The sequence below is a fragment of the Halopolyspora algeriensis genome, from assembly GCF_003337235.1.
Classification (GTDB): domain Bacteria; phylum Actinomycetota; class Actinomycetes; order Mycobacteriales; family Pseudonocardiaceae; genus Haloactinomyces; species Haloactinomyces algeriensis.
On record NZ_QPJC01000001.1, the window covers coordinates 201,927 to 218,823 of the forward strand.

General features: G+C 67.8%; 14 protein-coding genes. All 14 read right to left on the minus strand.

Annotation, left to right across the window (positions count from 1 at the left end; translation table 11 throughout):
• Positions 1-6: 6 nt before the first annotated feature.
• The 14 genes from DFQ14_RS00970 to DFQ14_RS01035 all read right to left on the minus strand — a co-directional run bounded on the left by DFQ14_RS00970 (position 7) and on the right by DFQ14_RS01035 (position 16,599).
• Positions 7-1,611: a complex I subunit 4 family protein gene (locus DFQ14_RS00970; RefSeq protein ID WP_114451113.1), complete on the minus strand. Its 1,605-nt coding sequence runs from the start codon at positions 1,609-1,611 to the stop codon at positions 7-9.
• Between the two features lie 46 nt (positions 1,612-1,657).
• Positions 1,658-3,580: an NADH-quinone oxidoreductase subunit L gene (gene nuoL / locus DFQ14_RS00975; RefSeq protein ID WP_114451500.1), complete on the minus strand. Its 1,923-nt coding sequence runs from the start codon at positions 3,578-3,580 to the stop codon at positions 1,658-1,660.
• A 64-nt stretch (positions 3,581-3,644) separates the two neighbouring features.
• A complete protein-coding gene (nuoK, locus tag DFQ14_RS00980) occupies positions 3,645-3,944 on the minus strand; it encodes an NADH-quinone oxidoreductase subunit NuoK (protein ID WP_114451114.1) in 300 nt (99 codons plus the stop codon).
• Entirely contained in the window at positions 3,941-5,017 is a 1,077-nt protein-coding gene (locus DFQ14_RS00985; protein ID WP_114451115.1) for an NADH-quinone oxidoreductase subunit J, read from the minus strand. Before DFQ14_RS00985 ends, nuoK begins: the two co-directional genes overlap by 4 nt.
• Positions 5,017-5,583 (minus strand): NADH-quinone oxidoreductase subunit NuoI, encoded by a 567-nt coding sequence (gene nuoI / locus DFQ14_RS00990; protein ID WP_114451116.1) that lies wholly within the window; start codon positions 5,581-5,583, stop codon positions 5,017-5,019. The genes DFQ14_RS00985 and nuoI overlap by 1 nt, the downstream gene beginning before the upstream one ends.
• A complete protein-coding gene (nuoH, locus tag DFQ14_RS00995) occupies positions 5,570-6,913 on the minus strand; it encodes an NADH-quinone oxidoreductase subunit NuoH (RefSeq protein ID WP_114451117.1) in 1,344 nt (447 codons plus the stop codon). Before nuoH ends, nuoI begins: the two co-directional genes overlap by 14 nt.
• Positions 6,910-9,522, minus strand: a complete 2,613-nt coding sequence (locus DFQ14_RS01000; protein WP_114451118.1) for an NADH-quinone oxidoreductase subunit G — start codon at positions 9,520-9,522, stop codon at positions 6,910-6,912. Before DFQ14_RS01000 ends, nuoH begins: the two co-directional genes overlap by 4 nt.
• Positions 9,519-10,910, minus strand: coding sequence for an NADH-quinone oxidoreductase subunit NuoF (gene nuoF, locus DFQ14_RS01005; protein ID WP_114451119.1), 1,392 nt, complete (start codon positions 10,908-10,910; stop codon positions 9,519-9,521). Before nuoF ends, DFQ14_RS01000 begins: the two co-directional genes overlap by 4 nt.
• 9 nt (positions 10,911-10,919) lie before the next feature.
• On the minus strand, positions 10,920-11,732 hold the full coding sequence (gene nuoE, locus DFQ14_RS01010; protein WP_114451120.1) for an NADH-quinone oxidoreductase subunit NuoE: 813 nt from the start codon (positions 11,730-11,732) through the stop codon (positions 10,920-10,922).
• On the minus strand, positions 11,733-13,097 hold the full coding sequence (locus DFQ14_RS01015) for an NADH-quinone oxidoreductase subunit D (protein ID WP_114451121.1): 1,365 nt from the start codon (positions 13,095-13,097) through the stop codon (positions 11,733-11,735). It abuts the gene before it with no gap.
• Between the two features lie 70 nt (positions 13,098-13,167).
• Complete coding sequence (locus DFQ14_RS01020) at positions 13,168-13,956, minus strand: NADH-quinone oxidoreductase subunit C (RefSeq protein ID WP_114451501.1); 789 nt, start codon at positions 13,954-13,956, stop codon at positions 13,168-13,170.
• 5 nt (positions 13,957-13,961) lie between these two features.
• A complete protein-coding gene (locus DFQ14_RS01025; protein WP_114451122.1) occupies positions 13,962-14,666 on the minus strand; it encodes a NuoB/complex I 20 kDa subunit family protein in 705 nt (234 codons plus the stop codon).
• Positions 14,667-14,772: 106 nt separating this feature from the next.
• Complete coding sequence (locus DFQ14_RS01030) at positions 14,773-15,138, minus strand: NADH-quinone oxidoreductase subunit A (RefSeq protein ID WP_114451123.1); 366 nt, start codon at positions 15,136-15,138, stop codon at positions 14,773-14,775.
• Positions 15,139-15,300: 162 nt separating this feature from the next.
• Entirely contained in the window at positions 15,301-16,599 is a 1,299-nt protein-coding gene (locus DFQ14_RS01035) for a geranylgeranyl reductase family protein (protein ID WP_114451124.1), read from the minus strand.
• Positions 16,600-16,897: the final 298 nt, after the last annotated feature.

Sequence of the window (16,897 nt, forward strand, 5' to 3'; positions counted from 1 at the left end):
CCACTGTCAGTTACCTCCCTGAGAGGTCACAGGATCGGTGACACCGATCTCGCTCATGGTTGCTTCGACCGAGGGGGTGATGACCTCGAGCATCGGTTCCGGGTAGAACCCCAGGACGATCACCAGCACTACCAGCGGAGCCAGTACCGCGATCTCCCGTGCGTCGAGATCGCCGATTCCCGCCCGGTAGGCCCCTCCGGAGGCGTTCTCCGCCCCTCGGGCGAGCAAGTTCGGGTCGGTCGCCGCACCCGGTCCGCCCGCGGCACCGATCAGCGCGTTGCCGGACACCGGCCCCTGCATCACACGCTGGTACAGCCGGAACACGTAGACGGCGGCCAAGACCATGCCGAGGGTGGCCAGCACCGTGTAGACGGGCCGGGTCGCGAACGAGCCGATCAGCACCAAGAACTCGCTGATGAACGAGTTCGTCCCGGGCAACGACAGCGTGCTCAGGCCTGCGACCAGCAGCATCCCGCCCAGCAGCGGCGTCACCTGCGCCATACCGCCGTAGTCGTCGATCCGGGTGGAACCACCGCGCGCGATGATCATGCCGATCACCAGCACGAGCATCCCGGTGGCGATGCTGTGGTTGACCATGTACGAGGCCGAACCGATCTGCGCCTGGGAGGTGAAGGCGAAGATTCCCAGGGCGATGAACCCGAAGTGGGCGATCGAGACGTAGGCGATGAGGCGCTTGAGATCGACTTGACCGAACGCCTGCAGCGAACCGTAGAGGACTCCGAGCACCGCCAGGACCAGCACCAGCGGCGCGAGCACCTGGGAGGCATCGGGAGCCAGCGGCAAGCTGTAGCGCAGGAATCCGAAGGTGCCGACCTTGTCCAGGACACCCACCACGATCACCGCCACCCCGATGGGTGCCTGCTCCGCCGCGTCGGGCAACCACGTGTGCAACGGCACCAGCGGCGCCTTGATCGCAAAGGCGAGGAAAAAGCCCAGGAAGATCCACACCTGCACACCGAGGGGGGCGTCGCCGAGTATCTGCGTCAACCTCGCCCAGTCGAAGGTGCCCTGCCCGGTGGCCCGTGCAGCATAGGCGTAGGCCCCGATCACGGAGGCCAGCATGATCAGGCCACCGAGGAACGAGTACAGGAAGAACTTCACGGCCGCGTATTGCCGTTGCGGCCCGCCGTAGCCACCGATGAGGAAGTACATCGGGATGAGCATGAGCTCGAACAGCACGTAGAACACGAACACGTCGGTCGTGGCGAAGACCGCGACCGTCAGCGCCTGTTGCACCAGCAGCAAGGAGAAGAATCCGCCGTGCGTGCGACCGGTGGGGATGCGCTCACGCCAGCTGAAGCCCAGCACCAGCGGGGTCAGCAGCGCGATGACGGCCACCATCACCAGCGCGATCCCGTCCACACCGAACGACAGCCGGATGTCGAAGGCCGGAATCCACTCGACCGAACTCGTCAACTGCAACCGCGGCCCCGCCGGGTCGTAGACGATCCACGCGACTGCCGCGAGCACGAGCTCCACCAGCGAGAACGCCAATGCGGCGAACTTGGCGGCTCGCTCGTTGCCACGGAGCAACGCCACCACCACGGCACCGGCCAGCGGCAGCAGAATCAGCGCGAGGAGCAGGGTCATCGCATCTCCTCTTTCAGGTCACACGTTCGGGCGGGGATCCGGTTGCTCATGGGGCCCCCACGGTGAGCATGGCGGCGACCAGCAGGACACCACCGGTGAGCATGGACAGGGCGTAGGAGCGAACAAAGCCGCTCTGCCAGCGCCGGAGACCGCGGGAACCGCCACCGAGAAGCGCGGCCACGCCGTTGACCGCTCCGTCGACACCCTGGCGGTCGACGTGCACCAGTCCCCGTGTCAACCAGGAGGTCGGCCGCACGACCATCGCGCGGTTGAACGCGTTGCCGTACAGATCGGCGCGCGCGACCCGTACCGGCAGCGAGACCCGCTGCGGGCGCTCGACCGCCACCCGTTTGCGTCCGACGAACATCCACGCTGCCAGCACACCGAGCGCGGCAAACCCGACTGTGAGCAGCTGAATCACCAGGTGCGGCAGTGCACCATGGCCTTCCTGCAGTTCACCCAGCGCGGGGGTGAGGAAACCGACCAGCCGATCGCCGGAAGTGAAGAACAGACCCGCGGCGACCGAGCCGATGGCGAGCACGATCATCGGTGCCGTCATCACGGCAGGCGACTCGTGCGGGTGGAACTTCTCGCCGCCGGCCGTTCGGAGACTTTCCCACCGGCGCTCACCGAAGAACGTCATCAGCATCAGGCGGGTCATGTAGAACGCGGTCAGCGCCGCGCCGAGCACCGCCACTCCACCGAAGACCCAGCCCTGCCAGCCACTCTGGCCGAAGGCGGCCGCGATGATGGCGTCCTTGGAGTAGTAGCCGGACAGGAACGGGAATCCGATCAGGGCCAGGTAGCCGAGTCCGAACGTGGCGAAAGTGATCGGCATGTACCGGCGGAGCCCGCCGAACTTGCGCATGTCGACCTCGTCGTTCATGCCGTGCATGACCGATCCGGCACCCAGGAACAGTCCCGCCTTGAAGAAGCCGTGCGTGAGCAGGTGCATGATCCCCAGCGCGTACCCCGCGGGACCGAGGCCGACCGCGAGCATCATGTAACCGATCTGGCTGACCGTGGAATAGGCCAACACCTTCTTGATGTCGTCGTAGGCACAGCCGATCAAGCACCCGACCAGCAACGTCACGGCACCGACGACGGCAACGGCGAGTTGGCCTCCCGGCGACAGCGTGTACAGGGGGTTCGCTCGCGCGATCAGGTACACGCCCGCGGTGACCATTGTCGCCGCGTGGATCAGCGCCGACACCGGCGTGGGCCCCTCCATCGCGTCCGGCAGCCACGCCTGCAGCGGAACCTGACCGGACTTTCCGCAGGCACCCAGCAGCAGCAACAGAGCGATCGCCAGCAGCACACCGGGCGACAACTCCCCGGCCCGGGCGAACACCTCGCTGTACTGGGTGGTCCCCAGCTGCGCGAACAGCAGGAAGATCGCCAACGCCAGGCCGACGTCGCCGATGCGGTTCATCACGAACGCCTTCGTCGCCGCGCCCGCCGCGGACGGGCGCTGCTGCCAGAACCCGATCAGCAGGTAGGAGGCGAGACCGACGCCTTCCCAGCCGAGATAGAGCATCACGAAGCTGTTTCCCATGACCAGGATCAGCATCGCGGCGACGAACAGGTTCAGGTAGGCGAAGAACCGACGTCGTTCCGTGTTGCGCGCACCGGACCGGCCCTGCTGGTCGTGGGCCATGTAGCCGATCGAGTAGATGTGAATCAGCGACCCGACTCCGGTGATCAGCAGCATGAAGACCAGCGACAGCGGATCGATCCGCAGCCCGAAGTCGACCTGCAGCGCATTGACCGGGATCCAGGAGTACAGGGCCAATTCGTGGGCCGGGCCGCTACCGACCGAGGCGAACAGTGCCAGCCCGTAGACGAACGAGCCGATCACCGTGGCGCATCCGAGCAGATGGCCCCAGCCGTTCGCCCGCCGACCGGCAAGCAGCAACACGACCGCACCCAACAACGGCAGCGCGATCATCAACCAAGCGTTGGTCTGCAGCGGCCCCTGAGCAGCCTGCACCGGCGCCGGGGTGGCCAGAAACGAACTCGTCACGCTGGCTCCCTTAGTACTTCAGCAGGTTGGCGTCGTCGACGGAGGCCGACCGGCGCGTCCGGAAGATCGACATGATGATGGCCAGTCCGACCACGACCTCGGCGGCGGCCACGACCATCACGAAGAAGGCCATGACCTGCCCATCCACCGAGCCTTCGACCCGCGCGAACGTGACCAGCGACAGGTTGACCGCGTTGAGCATGAGCTCGATGCACATGAAGACGACGATCGCGTTGCGCCGCACCAGCACACCGACAGCACCGATGCTGAACAGCAGTGCCGACAACAGCAGGTAGTAGGTGGGGGTCACTGCCTGACCTCCTCGGATGAGGTGGGGTCGGAGTCCGCATCGTGGTCGTGGCCGTTACCACCGGACTCGCTCGCGTCGCCGTCGGTGCCGCCGGGACCGTGGAATCCGTTGCCGTTGCTCCCGTACGACCGCCCGGCGGGATCCACGACGTCGTCGGTGCCCGCAGCGGTGTTCTCGGCGGTTTCCGTGCCGGTGTCCCGGTCGGTGCGTCCGGTCGATTCGTTCGAGGATGCCGTGCTTCCGGTCAGGGCGCGGGGATCCGGTTCGCGGGTGTGCCCCGAGATCGCCGCACGGTCGGCGGACAGGCGTTCCACCGGGGTGTTGTCGAGGATTTCCGACAACGATTCCGGCGCCACCGATCCGTCCGGGAGCAGTGCGGGGGTCGCCACCGAGTTCGCCGTCGCGTAGACGCCGGGTCCCGGCAGTGGCGAGGGCCGTGCATGCTCGCCCCGGAATCGTGCCTCGACCGTTTCCCGCTGGGTCCGGCGAGGCTTGCGCCCCTTGCCCCCGTAGGCCAGAACCATCGCACCGAGCGCCGCGGTGATCAGCAGTGCCGAGGTCAGCTCGAACGGGAACAGGTAATCGGTGAAAATGAGCCGCCCGAGGCCGCCTGCACCACCACCCTGGGGAGACCAGGGGTCCAGCGGGGCGGCGGGCTGCACGCCGTGCAGCGAGCGAGCGAGCCCTGCCGTCAGCAGGAGCGCGAACCCGATCCCGAGTGCGGCGGCGGCGAGCCGCTGACCGCGCAGCACCTCGACCACCGAGTCGGACGCGTCCCTGCCGACCATCATCAGCACGAACAGGAACAGCATCATGATCGCGCCGGTGTAGACGATGATCTGGGTGAATCCCAGGAACTGGGCGCTTTGGGCCATGTACAGCACTCCCAGGCACAGCATCGTCAGCACCAGCCACAGTGCGGAATGCACCGCGCTGCGGGCGAACACCATGCCGAGTGCACCGACCAGGGCCAGTGGCCCGAGGATCCAGAAGACCACGGTCTCCCCGGTCCCGACGACGTCCTGCGACGGCGTCTGGGCGAGGACGGCGGTGGCCGTCGCCGCGAACGTCATCACCGTCCGGCCTCCTCGTGCCCGGTCTCGACGGTCTCGTCCTCCGGAATCCCCGCACCCCGCGCGAGGTCGGGACCGTGCACGTAGTAGTCCTGCTCGTCGTCACCCAGGCGCATGGGATGGGGTGGCTGTTCCATGCCGGGCAGCAGCGGCGCCAGCAGGTCTTCCTTGGTGTAGATCAGGTTCTGCCGGTTGTCGTCGGCGGTCTCGTACTCGTTGGTCATCGTCAGCGACCGAGTCGGACACGCCTCGATGCACAGGCCACAACCGATGCAACGCAGGTAGTTGATCTGGTAGTCGAGGCCGAACCGCTCACCGGGCGAGTACCGCTCCTCCTCGGTGTTCGTTCCTCCCTCGACGAAGATCGCATCGGCCGGGCACGCCCACGCACACAGCTCGCACCCGACGCATTTCTCCAGACCGTCCGGGTGCCGGTTGAGCTGATGCTTGCCGTGGAACCGAGGTGCCGGGATCTTCTTGACCTCGGGGTACTCCTCGGTGACGACCTTTTTGAACATGGTCGAGAACGTGACACCGAAGCCCTTCAGGGGATCAAACACTCCCATCGGGTGCCTCCTTCGTTGAGCTGTTGCCACCCTCGTCGCCTTCCGGCGACCGCGTCTGCGGGTGTTCGGCAACCGATGCGCCGGACGACACCGGTGTGCGCCGCCGTGGGGTCTGCGGCACCTGAAGATCCAGTGGTGGAACGGGATACCCTCCACCGGACAGCGGTGCTTGCGGCTCCTCGGGCTCCTGGGGCGGCCGGTCGGGAATGAGGAACGCCGCCACGAGCAGCACGGCGATGGCCCCACCGCCGATGAGCAGGAACTGCTGGGCGCTGACCGCTTCAGCGTTGCGCAGTCCCCGAATGACGGTGACCGCGCAGATCCACACCAGGCTGAGCGGGATCAGCACCTTCCAACCGAGGTTCATGAACTGGTCGTAACGCAGGCGCGGCAGCGTGGCCCGCAGCCAGACGAACAGGAACAGGAATCCGATGGTCTTGAGCAGGAACCACAGTGCCGGCCACCAACCGGTGTTGAGCACCCCGTCACCGATCAGCGACAGCGGCCACGGCGCGTGCCAGCCGCCGAGGAACAGCGTGGTGGCCAACGCGGACACCGTGACCATGTTGATGTACTCGGCCAGGAAGAACAGGGCGAATTTCAGTGAGGAGTACTCGGTGTGAAATCCGCCGACGAGTTCGGATTCGGCCTCGGGAAGGTCGAACGGAGCCCGGTTGGTCTCGCCGACCATCGCGATCACGTAGACGGCGAAGCTGAACGGCAGCAGCGCGAAGAACCAGCCGCCTTCCTGCGCCTCGACGATGCCCGCCGTGGACAGGGTTCCCGAGTACATGATGACCGCGACGAAGGACAGCCCCATCGCGATCTCGTAGGAGATCACCTGCGCTGCCGAGCGCAGTGACCCCAGCAGTGGGTACGGCGAACCCGAGGACCATCCGGCCAGCACGATCCCGTACACCCCGATGGCCGCGGCTGCGAGCACGACGAGCAGCCCGACCGGCAGCTCCACCAGCTGCAGGGCGGTCTCCTCCCCGAACAGGGTGACCCGTGGGGCGATGGGCATCACCGAGAACGCCACCAGCGCCGGGGTCGCCGAGATCACCGGCGCCAGGATGTAGATCCATTTGTCGGCCAGGACCGGCCGGATGTCCTCCTTGAAGGCCAGCTTCAGCCCGTCGGCCAGTGACTGCAGGATCCCGAACGGGCCCGCCCGGTTGGGCCCCGGCCGATGCTGCATCCGACCGATCACGCGCCGCTCGGCCCAGATCGTGAGCAGCGTCATCAGCACCAGGAAGGCGAACGTCCCCACGACCTTGATCAGGACGAGCCAGATCGGGTCGTCGGCGAGCAGCCTGGCGGTCTCGGTCATCCCTCACCCCCGTCGGTGCGCGAGTCGTCGGTACGCCCCCCGCCGGGGCCGGTGGAGCTGCCGAGCTGTGTCGCCGCTCCCGCCGGGTTGTCCGGCCGTGCCGGGTTGTCCCCTGTGGACGGCCCCGCGCTCGTGCTCGGTGCCTCCGCGGCGGCGAGTTCGACCAGTGCGCCGTGCCCGACACCGAGTTCACGGTTCACCCTGGACGGACCGGAGTTCCCGGGCAGCCACACCACGCCGTCGGGCATTTCGGTGATCTCGGAGGCAAGGGTCAGCGCACCCGCGGGCCCGGAGACCGTGACCGGCTGGTGCTCGGCCAGTCCGAGCCGCCCCGCGGTGCCCGCGGACAGCCGCGCCACCGGCGGGCGTGCCGTCCCGGCGAGATGAGGTTCGCCGTCCTGCAGCGAGCCGTTGTCGAGCAACTGGCGCCACGTGGCCAGCAGCGCCTGGCCCGGTCCCGGACGAGGGGGCGATGGTGCGGCCACCCGCGGTGCCTGCGGCCGCCTGCCGCTGTAGGAGCCGAGCCGCCCGATCTCACCGGACACTGCGGCCGGGGTTTGGGTGAACAGGTCCACGTCCATCTCCACCGCGAGCGTGTCCAGCACGCGGCAGTCCGGAACCGCTCCCGTTCTCTCGATGGTGCTGCCGAATTCGCGTGCCCGGCCCTCCCAGTTCAGGAAGGTGCCCGACTTCTCGACGGTCGGTGCGATCGGAAGGACCACATCGGCGTGTTCGGTGGCCGCGCTCGGCCGTAGTTCGAGGCTGACCACGAATTCCGCACTGCGCAGTGCTTGCTCGGCCAACCCGGGGTCGGGCAGGTCGTTCGGATCCACCCCGCCGACCAGCAGGCCCGAGAGCTCGCCGGATGCGGCTGCCGCGAGGATGCCGTCGACGTCACGGCCCGGGGCGACAGGCAGCGCTCCCCGCTCCAGCCCCCACGTCTGCTCGAGGTCCGCACGTGCCGCCGCGTCGGCGACCGGACGGCCACCGGGCAGCAGTGTGGGCAGGGTGCCCGCTTCCACAGCCCCGCGTTCCCCGGCACGGCGCGGGATCCAGGCGATCCGGGCTCCGGTGCGCTCGGCCACGCGCACGGCAGCCGAGTACAGACCCGGAACCCGGGCGGCCCGCTCGCCGAGCACGAGGATCGAGCCCGCACGACACAGCGCCTCGTCCACCTCGGCCGGAAGCTCCTGCAGCATCTCGGCTTCCCCACCGGGCGGGCACGGCAGCAGACCACCGGAGTGGATCGGACTGCCCGAGCCGACGATGTCGACGGTCTTTTCCACGCCGGGCGAGTCCCACTGACCGAGGTGGAAGACCTTCGTGTGTCCCTTGCGTGCCGCCTTGCGCAGCCGCAGGAACACGATCGGGGATTCCTCCTCCGGCTCGAAGGCCGCGCACAGCACCGTCGGCGCGGATTCGAGGTCCGCGTAGGTCACCGCGCCATCGCCCGGGCCGGTACCGACCACGGTCGAGGCGAGGAAGTCCAGCTCCTCCGTCGAGTGCGCACGCGCCCGGTGGTCGATGTCGTTGGTGCCCAGTGCCATCCGGGCGAACTTGGAGTAGGCGTAGGCGTCCTCGACGGTCAATCGCCCGCCCGGCAGCACGCCGGCACCGCGGGAATCGCGAGCCGCCATCAGCCCGTCCGCCGCGATACGCAGCGCTTCCGTCCACGACGAGTCACGGAGCTGTCCCGTCGCGGCATCGCGCACCATCGGCCTGGTGAACCGGTCGGTGGCGGTGGCGTAGTGGAACGCGAAACGCCCCTTGTCGCAATTCCACTCCTCGTTGACCTCGGGGTCCTCGCCGGCGAGCCTGCGCATCACCCTGCCCCGGCGCCAGTCCGTGCGCTGGGCGCAGCCCGAGGAGCAGTGCTCGCAGACACCGGGGGTGGACACCAGGTCGAACGGCCGCGACCGGAACCGGTAGTCGGCACTGGTGAGTGCTCCGACCGGGCAGATCTGGATGGTGTTGCCGGAGAAGTACGACTGGAACGGCTGCTGCTCGGCGATGCCGATCTGCTGCAGTGCGCCACGCTCGAGCAGTTCGATGAACGGGTCACCGGCGATCTGCTTGGAAAACCGGGTGCAGCGCTGGCACAGCACGCACCGCTCACGGTCCAGCAGGATCTGCGAGGAGATCGAAACCGGCTTGGCGAAGGTGCGCTTGGAGTCGCGGAAGCGGGAATCGCTGCGGCCGTGCTTGAGCGCCTGGTTCTGCAGCGGACACTCGCCGCCCTTGTCGCACACCGGGCAGTCCAGCGGGTGGTTGATCAGCAGCAGTTCCATCACGCCCTGCTGCGCCTTGTCCGCCACCTGTGAGGTCCGCTGGGTTTTGACGACCATGCCGCTACTGACGGTCATCGTGCAGGAGGCTTGCGGCTTGGGCATCGCCCGGCCGTTCACCTCGACCTCGACCAGGCACTGGCGGCATGCCCCGGCCGGATCCAGCAGCGGGTGGTCGCAGAACCGCGGGATCACGATGCCCATCCGCTCGGCGGTGCGGATGAGCAGCTCTCCCTCCGGGGCATCGACTTCCACGCCGTCGATCGTCAGCCGCACGTGCCCTTCCGGGACCGGGCGGGTGTCTGCTTCTGGTGCCACCGTCATCGGGCCGCTCCTGCCAGTGCGGGGTCGCCTGCCTGGGACCTGCCGTGTTCTCCGGCCTTGTCGTCTCGCTCGTCCTGTGTTCCCCGCGCACCCTCGTTCCGGTCGCACAGGGCGAGAAATTCCTCTCGGAAGTACTTGATTCCACTGGTGATCGGGCTGACGGCTCCGTCACCGAGCGCGCAGAAGGAGCGACCGAGGATGTTGTCGCAGACATCGAGCAGGGTGTCGATGTCCTCCTCGGTGCCGCGGCCGTCGACCATCCGCTCCAGCACCTGAGCCAGCCAGAAACAGCCCTCCCGGCACGGGGTGCACTTGCCGCAGGACTCGTGCTCGTAGAACTGTGTCCACTTCATCACCGCCCACGGCACCGACACCGTCTCGTTGAAGATCATCAGTGCCGTGGTGCCCAGCATCGACCCGGCCTCGGTGGCTCCCTCGAAGTCGAGCGGCACGTCCAGGTGGTCCGCGGTGAACAGCGGGGTCGACGAGCCCCCCGGCGTCCAGAACTTCAGCGGGATGCCGTCCTTCATCCCTCCGGCGAGTTCCAGCAGTTCGCGCAGTGTCGTGCCCAGCGGTGCCTCGTACTGACCGGGGTTTTCCACATGCCCGGAGATCGAGTAGATCTTCGGGCCCGGCGACTTCTCCCGGCCCATCGCGCGGAACCAGTCCGATCCGCCGTTGACGATGTAGGGCACCGACGCGATCGTCTCGACGTTGTTGACCGTGGTGGGGCAGGAGTACAGCCCTGCCTGAGCCGGAAACGGTGGCTTCAGTCGTGGCTGGCCGCGCTTGCCCTCCAGCGAGTCCAGCAGCGCGGTCTCCTCACCGCAGATGTAGGCGCCGGCACCGGCGTGCACCACGATGTCGAGATCGAAGCCGGACCCCAGGACGTTCGTCCCGAGGTATCCGGCGTCATAGGCCTCGCGCACGGCGTGATGCAGGCGCCGCACGCAGTGCAGTGCCTCGCCGCGCACGTAGATCATGCAATGGTTCGCCCGCATCGCGTAGCTCGCGATGATGCATCCCTCGATCAGCGAGTGCGGATCGGCCATCATCAGCGGCACGTCCTTGCACGTGCCCGGTTCGCCCTCGTCGGCATTGATGACCAGGTAGTGCGGCTTGGACGGTTCCTTCGGCATGAAGCCCCACTTCACCCCGGCGGGAAAGCCCGCGCCACCGCGTCCCCGCAGACCCGCGGACTTGACCAGCTCGACGAGCTGGTCGGGGTCGGCCCGCAGCGCCGTTCGCAGCGCCGTGTAGCCCTCGAGCTGCTCATAGGTCGACAGCGTCCAGGACTCCGGGGACAGCCAGCGCCGGGTCAGTACCGGCGTCAGCGGGGCGGTTTCCCGGGAGGCCGGAGAGCCTTGCTGGGCATTCGCTTCGGTCATCGCCTGCCCTCACTTCTTTTCCGGTAGCGGTGGAAGTTCGGCGTTGTCCGGCATCGCCGGAGCCGTCCAGCCGTTCTCGTGGGCCAGCCGGGCTCCCTGCAGCGTTTCCGGGGCCGCCGACGGGCCGTGTACCGCCTGCCGAGCACCGGAATCCGCCGTTCCGGGCTGCCCGTCCCCGGCTCCGGACCCGGCGGGCTCGTCGAAGAACCCCGCGAGCTGGCGCTCGGCACTCCGGAAGTCGGTCAGTGGCGCGCCCCGGCTCGGCGCGGGCTTCTCGCCGCGCTGCAGTGCCTCCACCAGTTCCTGCGCCGACTGCGAGGTCTGCTTGTCGTAGTACTCGTAGTTGACCTGCAGCACCGGGCCGAGATCGCAGGCGGCGAGGCACTCGGCGTGCTCCAGGGTGATCGAGCCCTGCTCCCCGGGAGTTCCGGCGGTCTCCTCGTGCCCGACGCCGAGGTGCTCGGACAGTCCCCGGTAGATCGCGTCGCCACCGAGCGCGGCACACAGCGTGTTCGTGCACACGCTGACCAGGTGCTGCCCGCAGGGCTTGCGCTTGTACATGGTGTAGAACGTCGCGACCGCGCTGACTTCGGCTGTGGACAGTGCCAGCTGCTCGGCACAGAACTCCATGCCCTCGGCCGTGACGTGTCCCTGCACCGACTGCACCAGGTGCAGCAGCGGTAGCAGCGCCGAGCGGGATTCCGGGTAACGATCGACGATCCGCTTCGCGTCGGCGCGGACGTCCTCGTCGAACACCGATGTGTCGACGCGCGGATGTACCACCGATTCGGATGTCGTCGTGAAGTCGAACTGTTCGGTCATCTAGCGATCCACCCCACCCATGACCGGGTCGATGGAGGCGACGGCCGCGATCACGTCCGCCACCAGGCCACCCTCGGCCATTGCCGGAAAAGCCTGCAGATTCACGAAGCTGGGGTCACGTACGTGCACGCGCATCGGCCGGGTGCCCCCGTCGGAGACCACGTGGTAACCGAGTTCGCCCCGTGGCGCCTCGACCGGTGAGTACGCCTGCCCCGGTGGCACGTCGAAGCCTTCGGTCACCAGCTTGAAATGGTGGATCAGCGACTCCATCGACTGACCCATGATCTTGCGGACGTGCTCCAGCGAGTTGCCCATGCCGTCCGGGCCGATGGTCAGCTGCGCCGGCCACGCGATCTTCGGGTCGTCCACCATCACCGGTCCCGGCTCCAGCTTGTCCAGGCACTGCCGGATGATGCGCAACGACTGGCGGATTTCCTCCACGCGCAGCAGGAACCGCGCGAAGCAGTCCGCGTCGGTGCTCGTGGGCACCTCGAAGTCGAACTGCTCGTAGCCGCAGTACGGTTCGACCTTGCGCAGATCCCAGGCCAGTCCCGCCGACCGCAGCAGTGGCCCGGTCGCACCGAGGGCCAGGCACGCGTCCAGCGGCAGGTAGCCGACATTCTGCAACCGCTGCTTCCAGATCGGCTGGCCGGAGAACAGCTTGTCGTAGTCCGGCAGCCGGGAGTCCATCACCTTGCAGAACTCCAGGATCTTCTCCCGGTAGTTCTCCGGCAGGTCCTGGGCGACCCCGCCCGGCCGGATGAAGGCGTGGTTCATCCGCAGTCCGGTGAGGAACTCCAGCAGGTGCAGCACTTCCTCGCGGTCGCGGAAGCCGAACGTCATCCCCGTGGTGGAGCCGAGCTCCATCGCACCGGTGGCCAGAAAGACCAGGTGCGAGGAGATCCGGTTGAGCTCCATCAGCAGCACCCGGATCGTCTGCGCACGCTGCGGTGCCTCGATGCGCAGCAGCTTCTCCACGCCGAGGCAGTAGGCGGCCTCGTTGTACAGCGGGGCGAGGTAATCCATGCGCGTCACGAACGTGACGCCCTGGGTCCACGTGCGGTACTCGGTGTTCTTCTCGATACCGGTGTGCAGGTAGCCGATCACCGAGCGGGCCTTGACAACGGTCTCGCCCTCGAGTTCCAGCACCAGGCGCAGCACACCGTGCGTCGAGGGATGCTGCGGGCCGAGGTTGATGACGACCCGGTCCTCGCCCGAGGTCTCCTCGATGAACTCGTCCCAGTCACCGCCGGTGACGGTGTAGACCCGGCCCTCGGTCGTCTCGCGAGCCGAGGCCGCGAACGGATCCCCGCCCTGCTGTGCCCGTGCCCCGGTGACGGGATCGGTCAGCGGTTCGGTACTCATGCTGTCTCCTCCGGCCGTGAGTCCCCGGGCGTGCCATGGCGTCCCGGGAGGCTCGCGAGCGCTTCCCCGATCACGTGTAGGCCCTCCGCTGGTCCGGCGGTGGAATCTCGGCGCCCTTGTACTCCACCGGGATCCCGCCGAGGGGATAGTCCTTGCGCTGCGGATGCCCGTCCCAGTCGTCCGGCATCAAGATGCGCGTCAGTGCCGGATGCCCCTCGTAGACGATGCCGAACATGTCCCACGCTTCCCGCTCCTGGAAGTCCGCGGTCGGGAACACCTCCACGACGGAGGGCACGCGGGGCGGCTCTCCCGTGCCGTTCGGCCAGTCCGCCGCCACCTCGACCCGGATCCGGCGACGGTAGGTCAGCGAGGTCAGGTGGTAGACCGAGTGCAGCCGCTGCGGCACGTCCGGCCCGTAGTCCACACCGGACACCGAACTGCACAGCTCGAAGCGCAGCGCCGGATCGTCCCGCAGTGTCCGGCAGGTCTCGACCAGGTGCCCCGGATCGACGTAGAAGGTGATCTCCCCTCTGTCCACAGTAATCTGCTGCACGGCGTCGGGGATGCCCTTTTCCTGCAGTGCCACCACGAGGTTGTCGGCCACCTCGTCGAACCATCCGCCGTACGGTCGTTCGGAGGCCGGTGGGACGTAGGCGGGCAGCCGAAGCCCGCCGTAACCGGACGTGTCCCCGCTGCCGCTGACGCCGAACATGCCGCGACGGGAACGTCCCGCCACCACCGGGCCGTGCTGCTGCGCCTGCGAACCCTCTCCCTCGGAAGCGGGCTCGAGCCCGGGCCCGGGCCGTTCGGCGCTGGAGCCCTTCTCGCCCGGGTCCGGAGCGGTCTGGTTCTCGGTCATCGAACTCACCTACCCGCACCGAGTTCGTTGCGGTTCTCCGTGCTCGTCGACTGGCCACCCGGGGGAAGGCTCTCGATCCCGGGAGCGCCCAGTGCACCCTCCGCGCCCATCTCCCGGCGCTGTGTGTTCTGCTGCCGCTCGGCCATCCTGCGTTTGGCGGCGCTTTTCGGTGCGTACTTCTGCGACGACGCCTCGAGCTCGGTCCGATCGCCGCGTTCGACCTGCAGCTGCGCCCGCTTGGCGTTGATCGGTTCGTCCATGACCTTCGCGTGCAGCTTGAGGATCGCGTCGAGCAGCATCTCCGGCCGGGGCGGGCACCCGGGCAGGTACATGTCGACCGGGACCACGTGGTCGACGCCCTGCACCACCGCATAGTTGTTGAACATGCCGCCGGTGGAGGCGCACACCCCCATCGCCAGCACCCAGCGCGGCTCCGGCATCTGGTCGTAGATCTGGCGCAGGACCGGTGCCATCTTGTTGGTCACCCGGCCGGCCACGATCATCAGGTCGGCCTGGCGCGGAGTGGCGGAGAACCGCTCCATCCCGAAACGTGCGACGTCGTAGCGCGAACCACCTATGGTCATCATCTCGATCGCGCAGCAGGCCAACCCGAAAGTCGCCGGCCACATCGAGGTCTTACGGGTCCAGTTGACGAGTTTTTCCACGTTGGCCAACAGGATGCCGTTGGGCAGGCTCTCTTCCAGCCCCATCGCGGCACTCCTTCCCTCTCATCGCCGACCCGGCCACGCCCCCCGGTTCCCGGCCGGGCGTGGCAGCCGGACGCACCTCAGTCGCCGTCTTCCTGTCGCCGTCCCGTCAGTTCCATTCGAAACCGCCCCGATACCAGACGTAGAGATCGGCGAAGCCGAAAGTGGCGATGAACAGCACGACCGCGGCCACACCGAACATGCCCAGCGAGTCCGCCGAGACCGCGTACGGGTAGAGGAACACCATCTCGATGTCGAACAGGATGAACAACATCGCGGTCAGGTAGTAGGCGACCGGCATCCGGCCACCCCCGACTGTGGGCTGCGGTGACGGCTCGATGCCGCACTCGTAGGCGTCGAATTTGGCCTTGTTGTATCGGCGCGGGCCGACAAGTGGCGCGATCGCCACGGAGAACACGGCGAATCCGAGCGCCAACGCGAACATCAGCACCAGCGGGATGTAGGGATCCAACATCGCGCCTGCCCTCCTGTCTCCGGCCTCCCCTGACCGCGAGAACCCCACCCGCGGCCATGGCTTCGTACTCTATGCGGTCGCCTCGCTCCTTCGTGTAGTGAGGCGAACCTAACTTTATGAGGTCACGCACACTGTGCACGGCATCTGATCAGACGGACGCCGTCAGGCGCTAGGCGTGAGCCGAGTAGTGGCACTAATCACACGGTCGGCAACATCACCGCCTTTGCTGTCGTGGAGATTCGCCAGCAGTTTCAGCACGAAACGCATCAGAGTGGTCCGGGGCAGGCCGTGCTTGGTGGCCATCCGCATCACCGTGGGATTGCCGATCAACGTGCTGAACACGTTGCCCAGCCGGAAGTAACCTCCCAGCGCCTCGGACACCGCTGCGGGGTAACGGGCCAGCGCTTGCTCCCGGGACGCCCCCTCGGGTCGCGCCCGGGCATGCACGACACACTCCGCCGCCAGCCGAGCCGACTCCATCGCGTAGGCGATGCCCTCACCGTTGAACGGGTTGACCATGCCTCCGGCGTCACCGACCAGCAGCAGCCCGTCGCGGTAGTGCGGTGTCCGGTTGAAACCCATCGGCAGGGCCGCTCCGCCGACCTTGCCGTTGGCGTTCTCCTCCCGGAATCCCCACTCCTCCGGCGTGCCGTCCAGCCAGGCTCGGAGCAGCGCGCGGTAGTCGGTCTTGCCGTAGGCCTTGGAGGTCGACAGGATTCCCAGCCCGGCGTTCACGGTCCCGTCGCCCATCCCGAAAAGCCAGCCGTAGCCCGGAAGCAGCTTCGGCTCATCGGGGTGGGATCGGTCCCACAGCTCCAGGTGCGATTCGAGGTAGTCGTCACAGGTGCGCGGGCTGTCGTAATAGCGGCGCACGGCCACCCCCATCGGGCGGTCGTCGCGCTTGTCGAGGCCCATCGACAACGCCAGCCGCGCCGAGACCCCGTCGCAGGCCACCACCAGCGGCGCGTGGTAGGTCACCGGGGTGCGCTCCGGTCCGGACTTCGCCTCCACACCGGTGATCCGGCCGGTACGGTCATCCCGCAGAGCACCGGTCACCGACGTGTGCTGCACGATGCGCGCGCCCGCCTTCTCGGCATGGCGCGCGAGCAGGTCGTCGAAGTCGTGGCGCGGGCGCACCAGGCCGTACGGCGGGAAGTCGGCGAGATCCGGCCAGTCCAGTTCCAGCGTCACACCGCCTCCGACCACCCGCAGGCCCCGGTTGTGCAACCAGCCCGCCTCCTCGCGGGTGTCGATGCCCAGATCGACGAGCTGCTTGACACCGCGTGGCGTGATGCCGTCACCGCAGACCTTCTCCCGCGGAAAGGTGCTCTTTTCCAGCACCAGGACGTCCAGACCGGCACGCGCCAGGTAGGCCGCCGCAGTCGCTCCTGCAGGGCCCGCCCCGACCACGATCACCTCGGCATCGTCCTCGGCGCTGCGTCGGCTGGTTGGGCTCGTCATGACACTCCTCGACTCGGGGGCGTGCAGTGCTCGTTTCCCGAGGGAACGGCACCGAGTGAACCGCTTGTGAACTGATTCACTAGCTTCCGAGTCTAGGACGGACGTCGCCCGCGATCGACCCCCGCGGGGACTTCACGCAGGTGGGGTCACCACCCGGTCGGGCTGCCGAGCAACGGCATCGGGCACAGCGAGCCTCTCGCGCAGACGAGAACGCGCGAAGGTCCGCAGTTGCGGTCGAACGGCTCCCCGAACCCGGACTCGGCAGTCAGCTCGCCGGCCTGACGGCCCGGTGCACGGC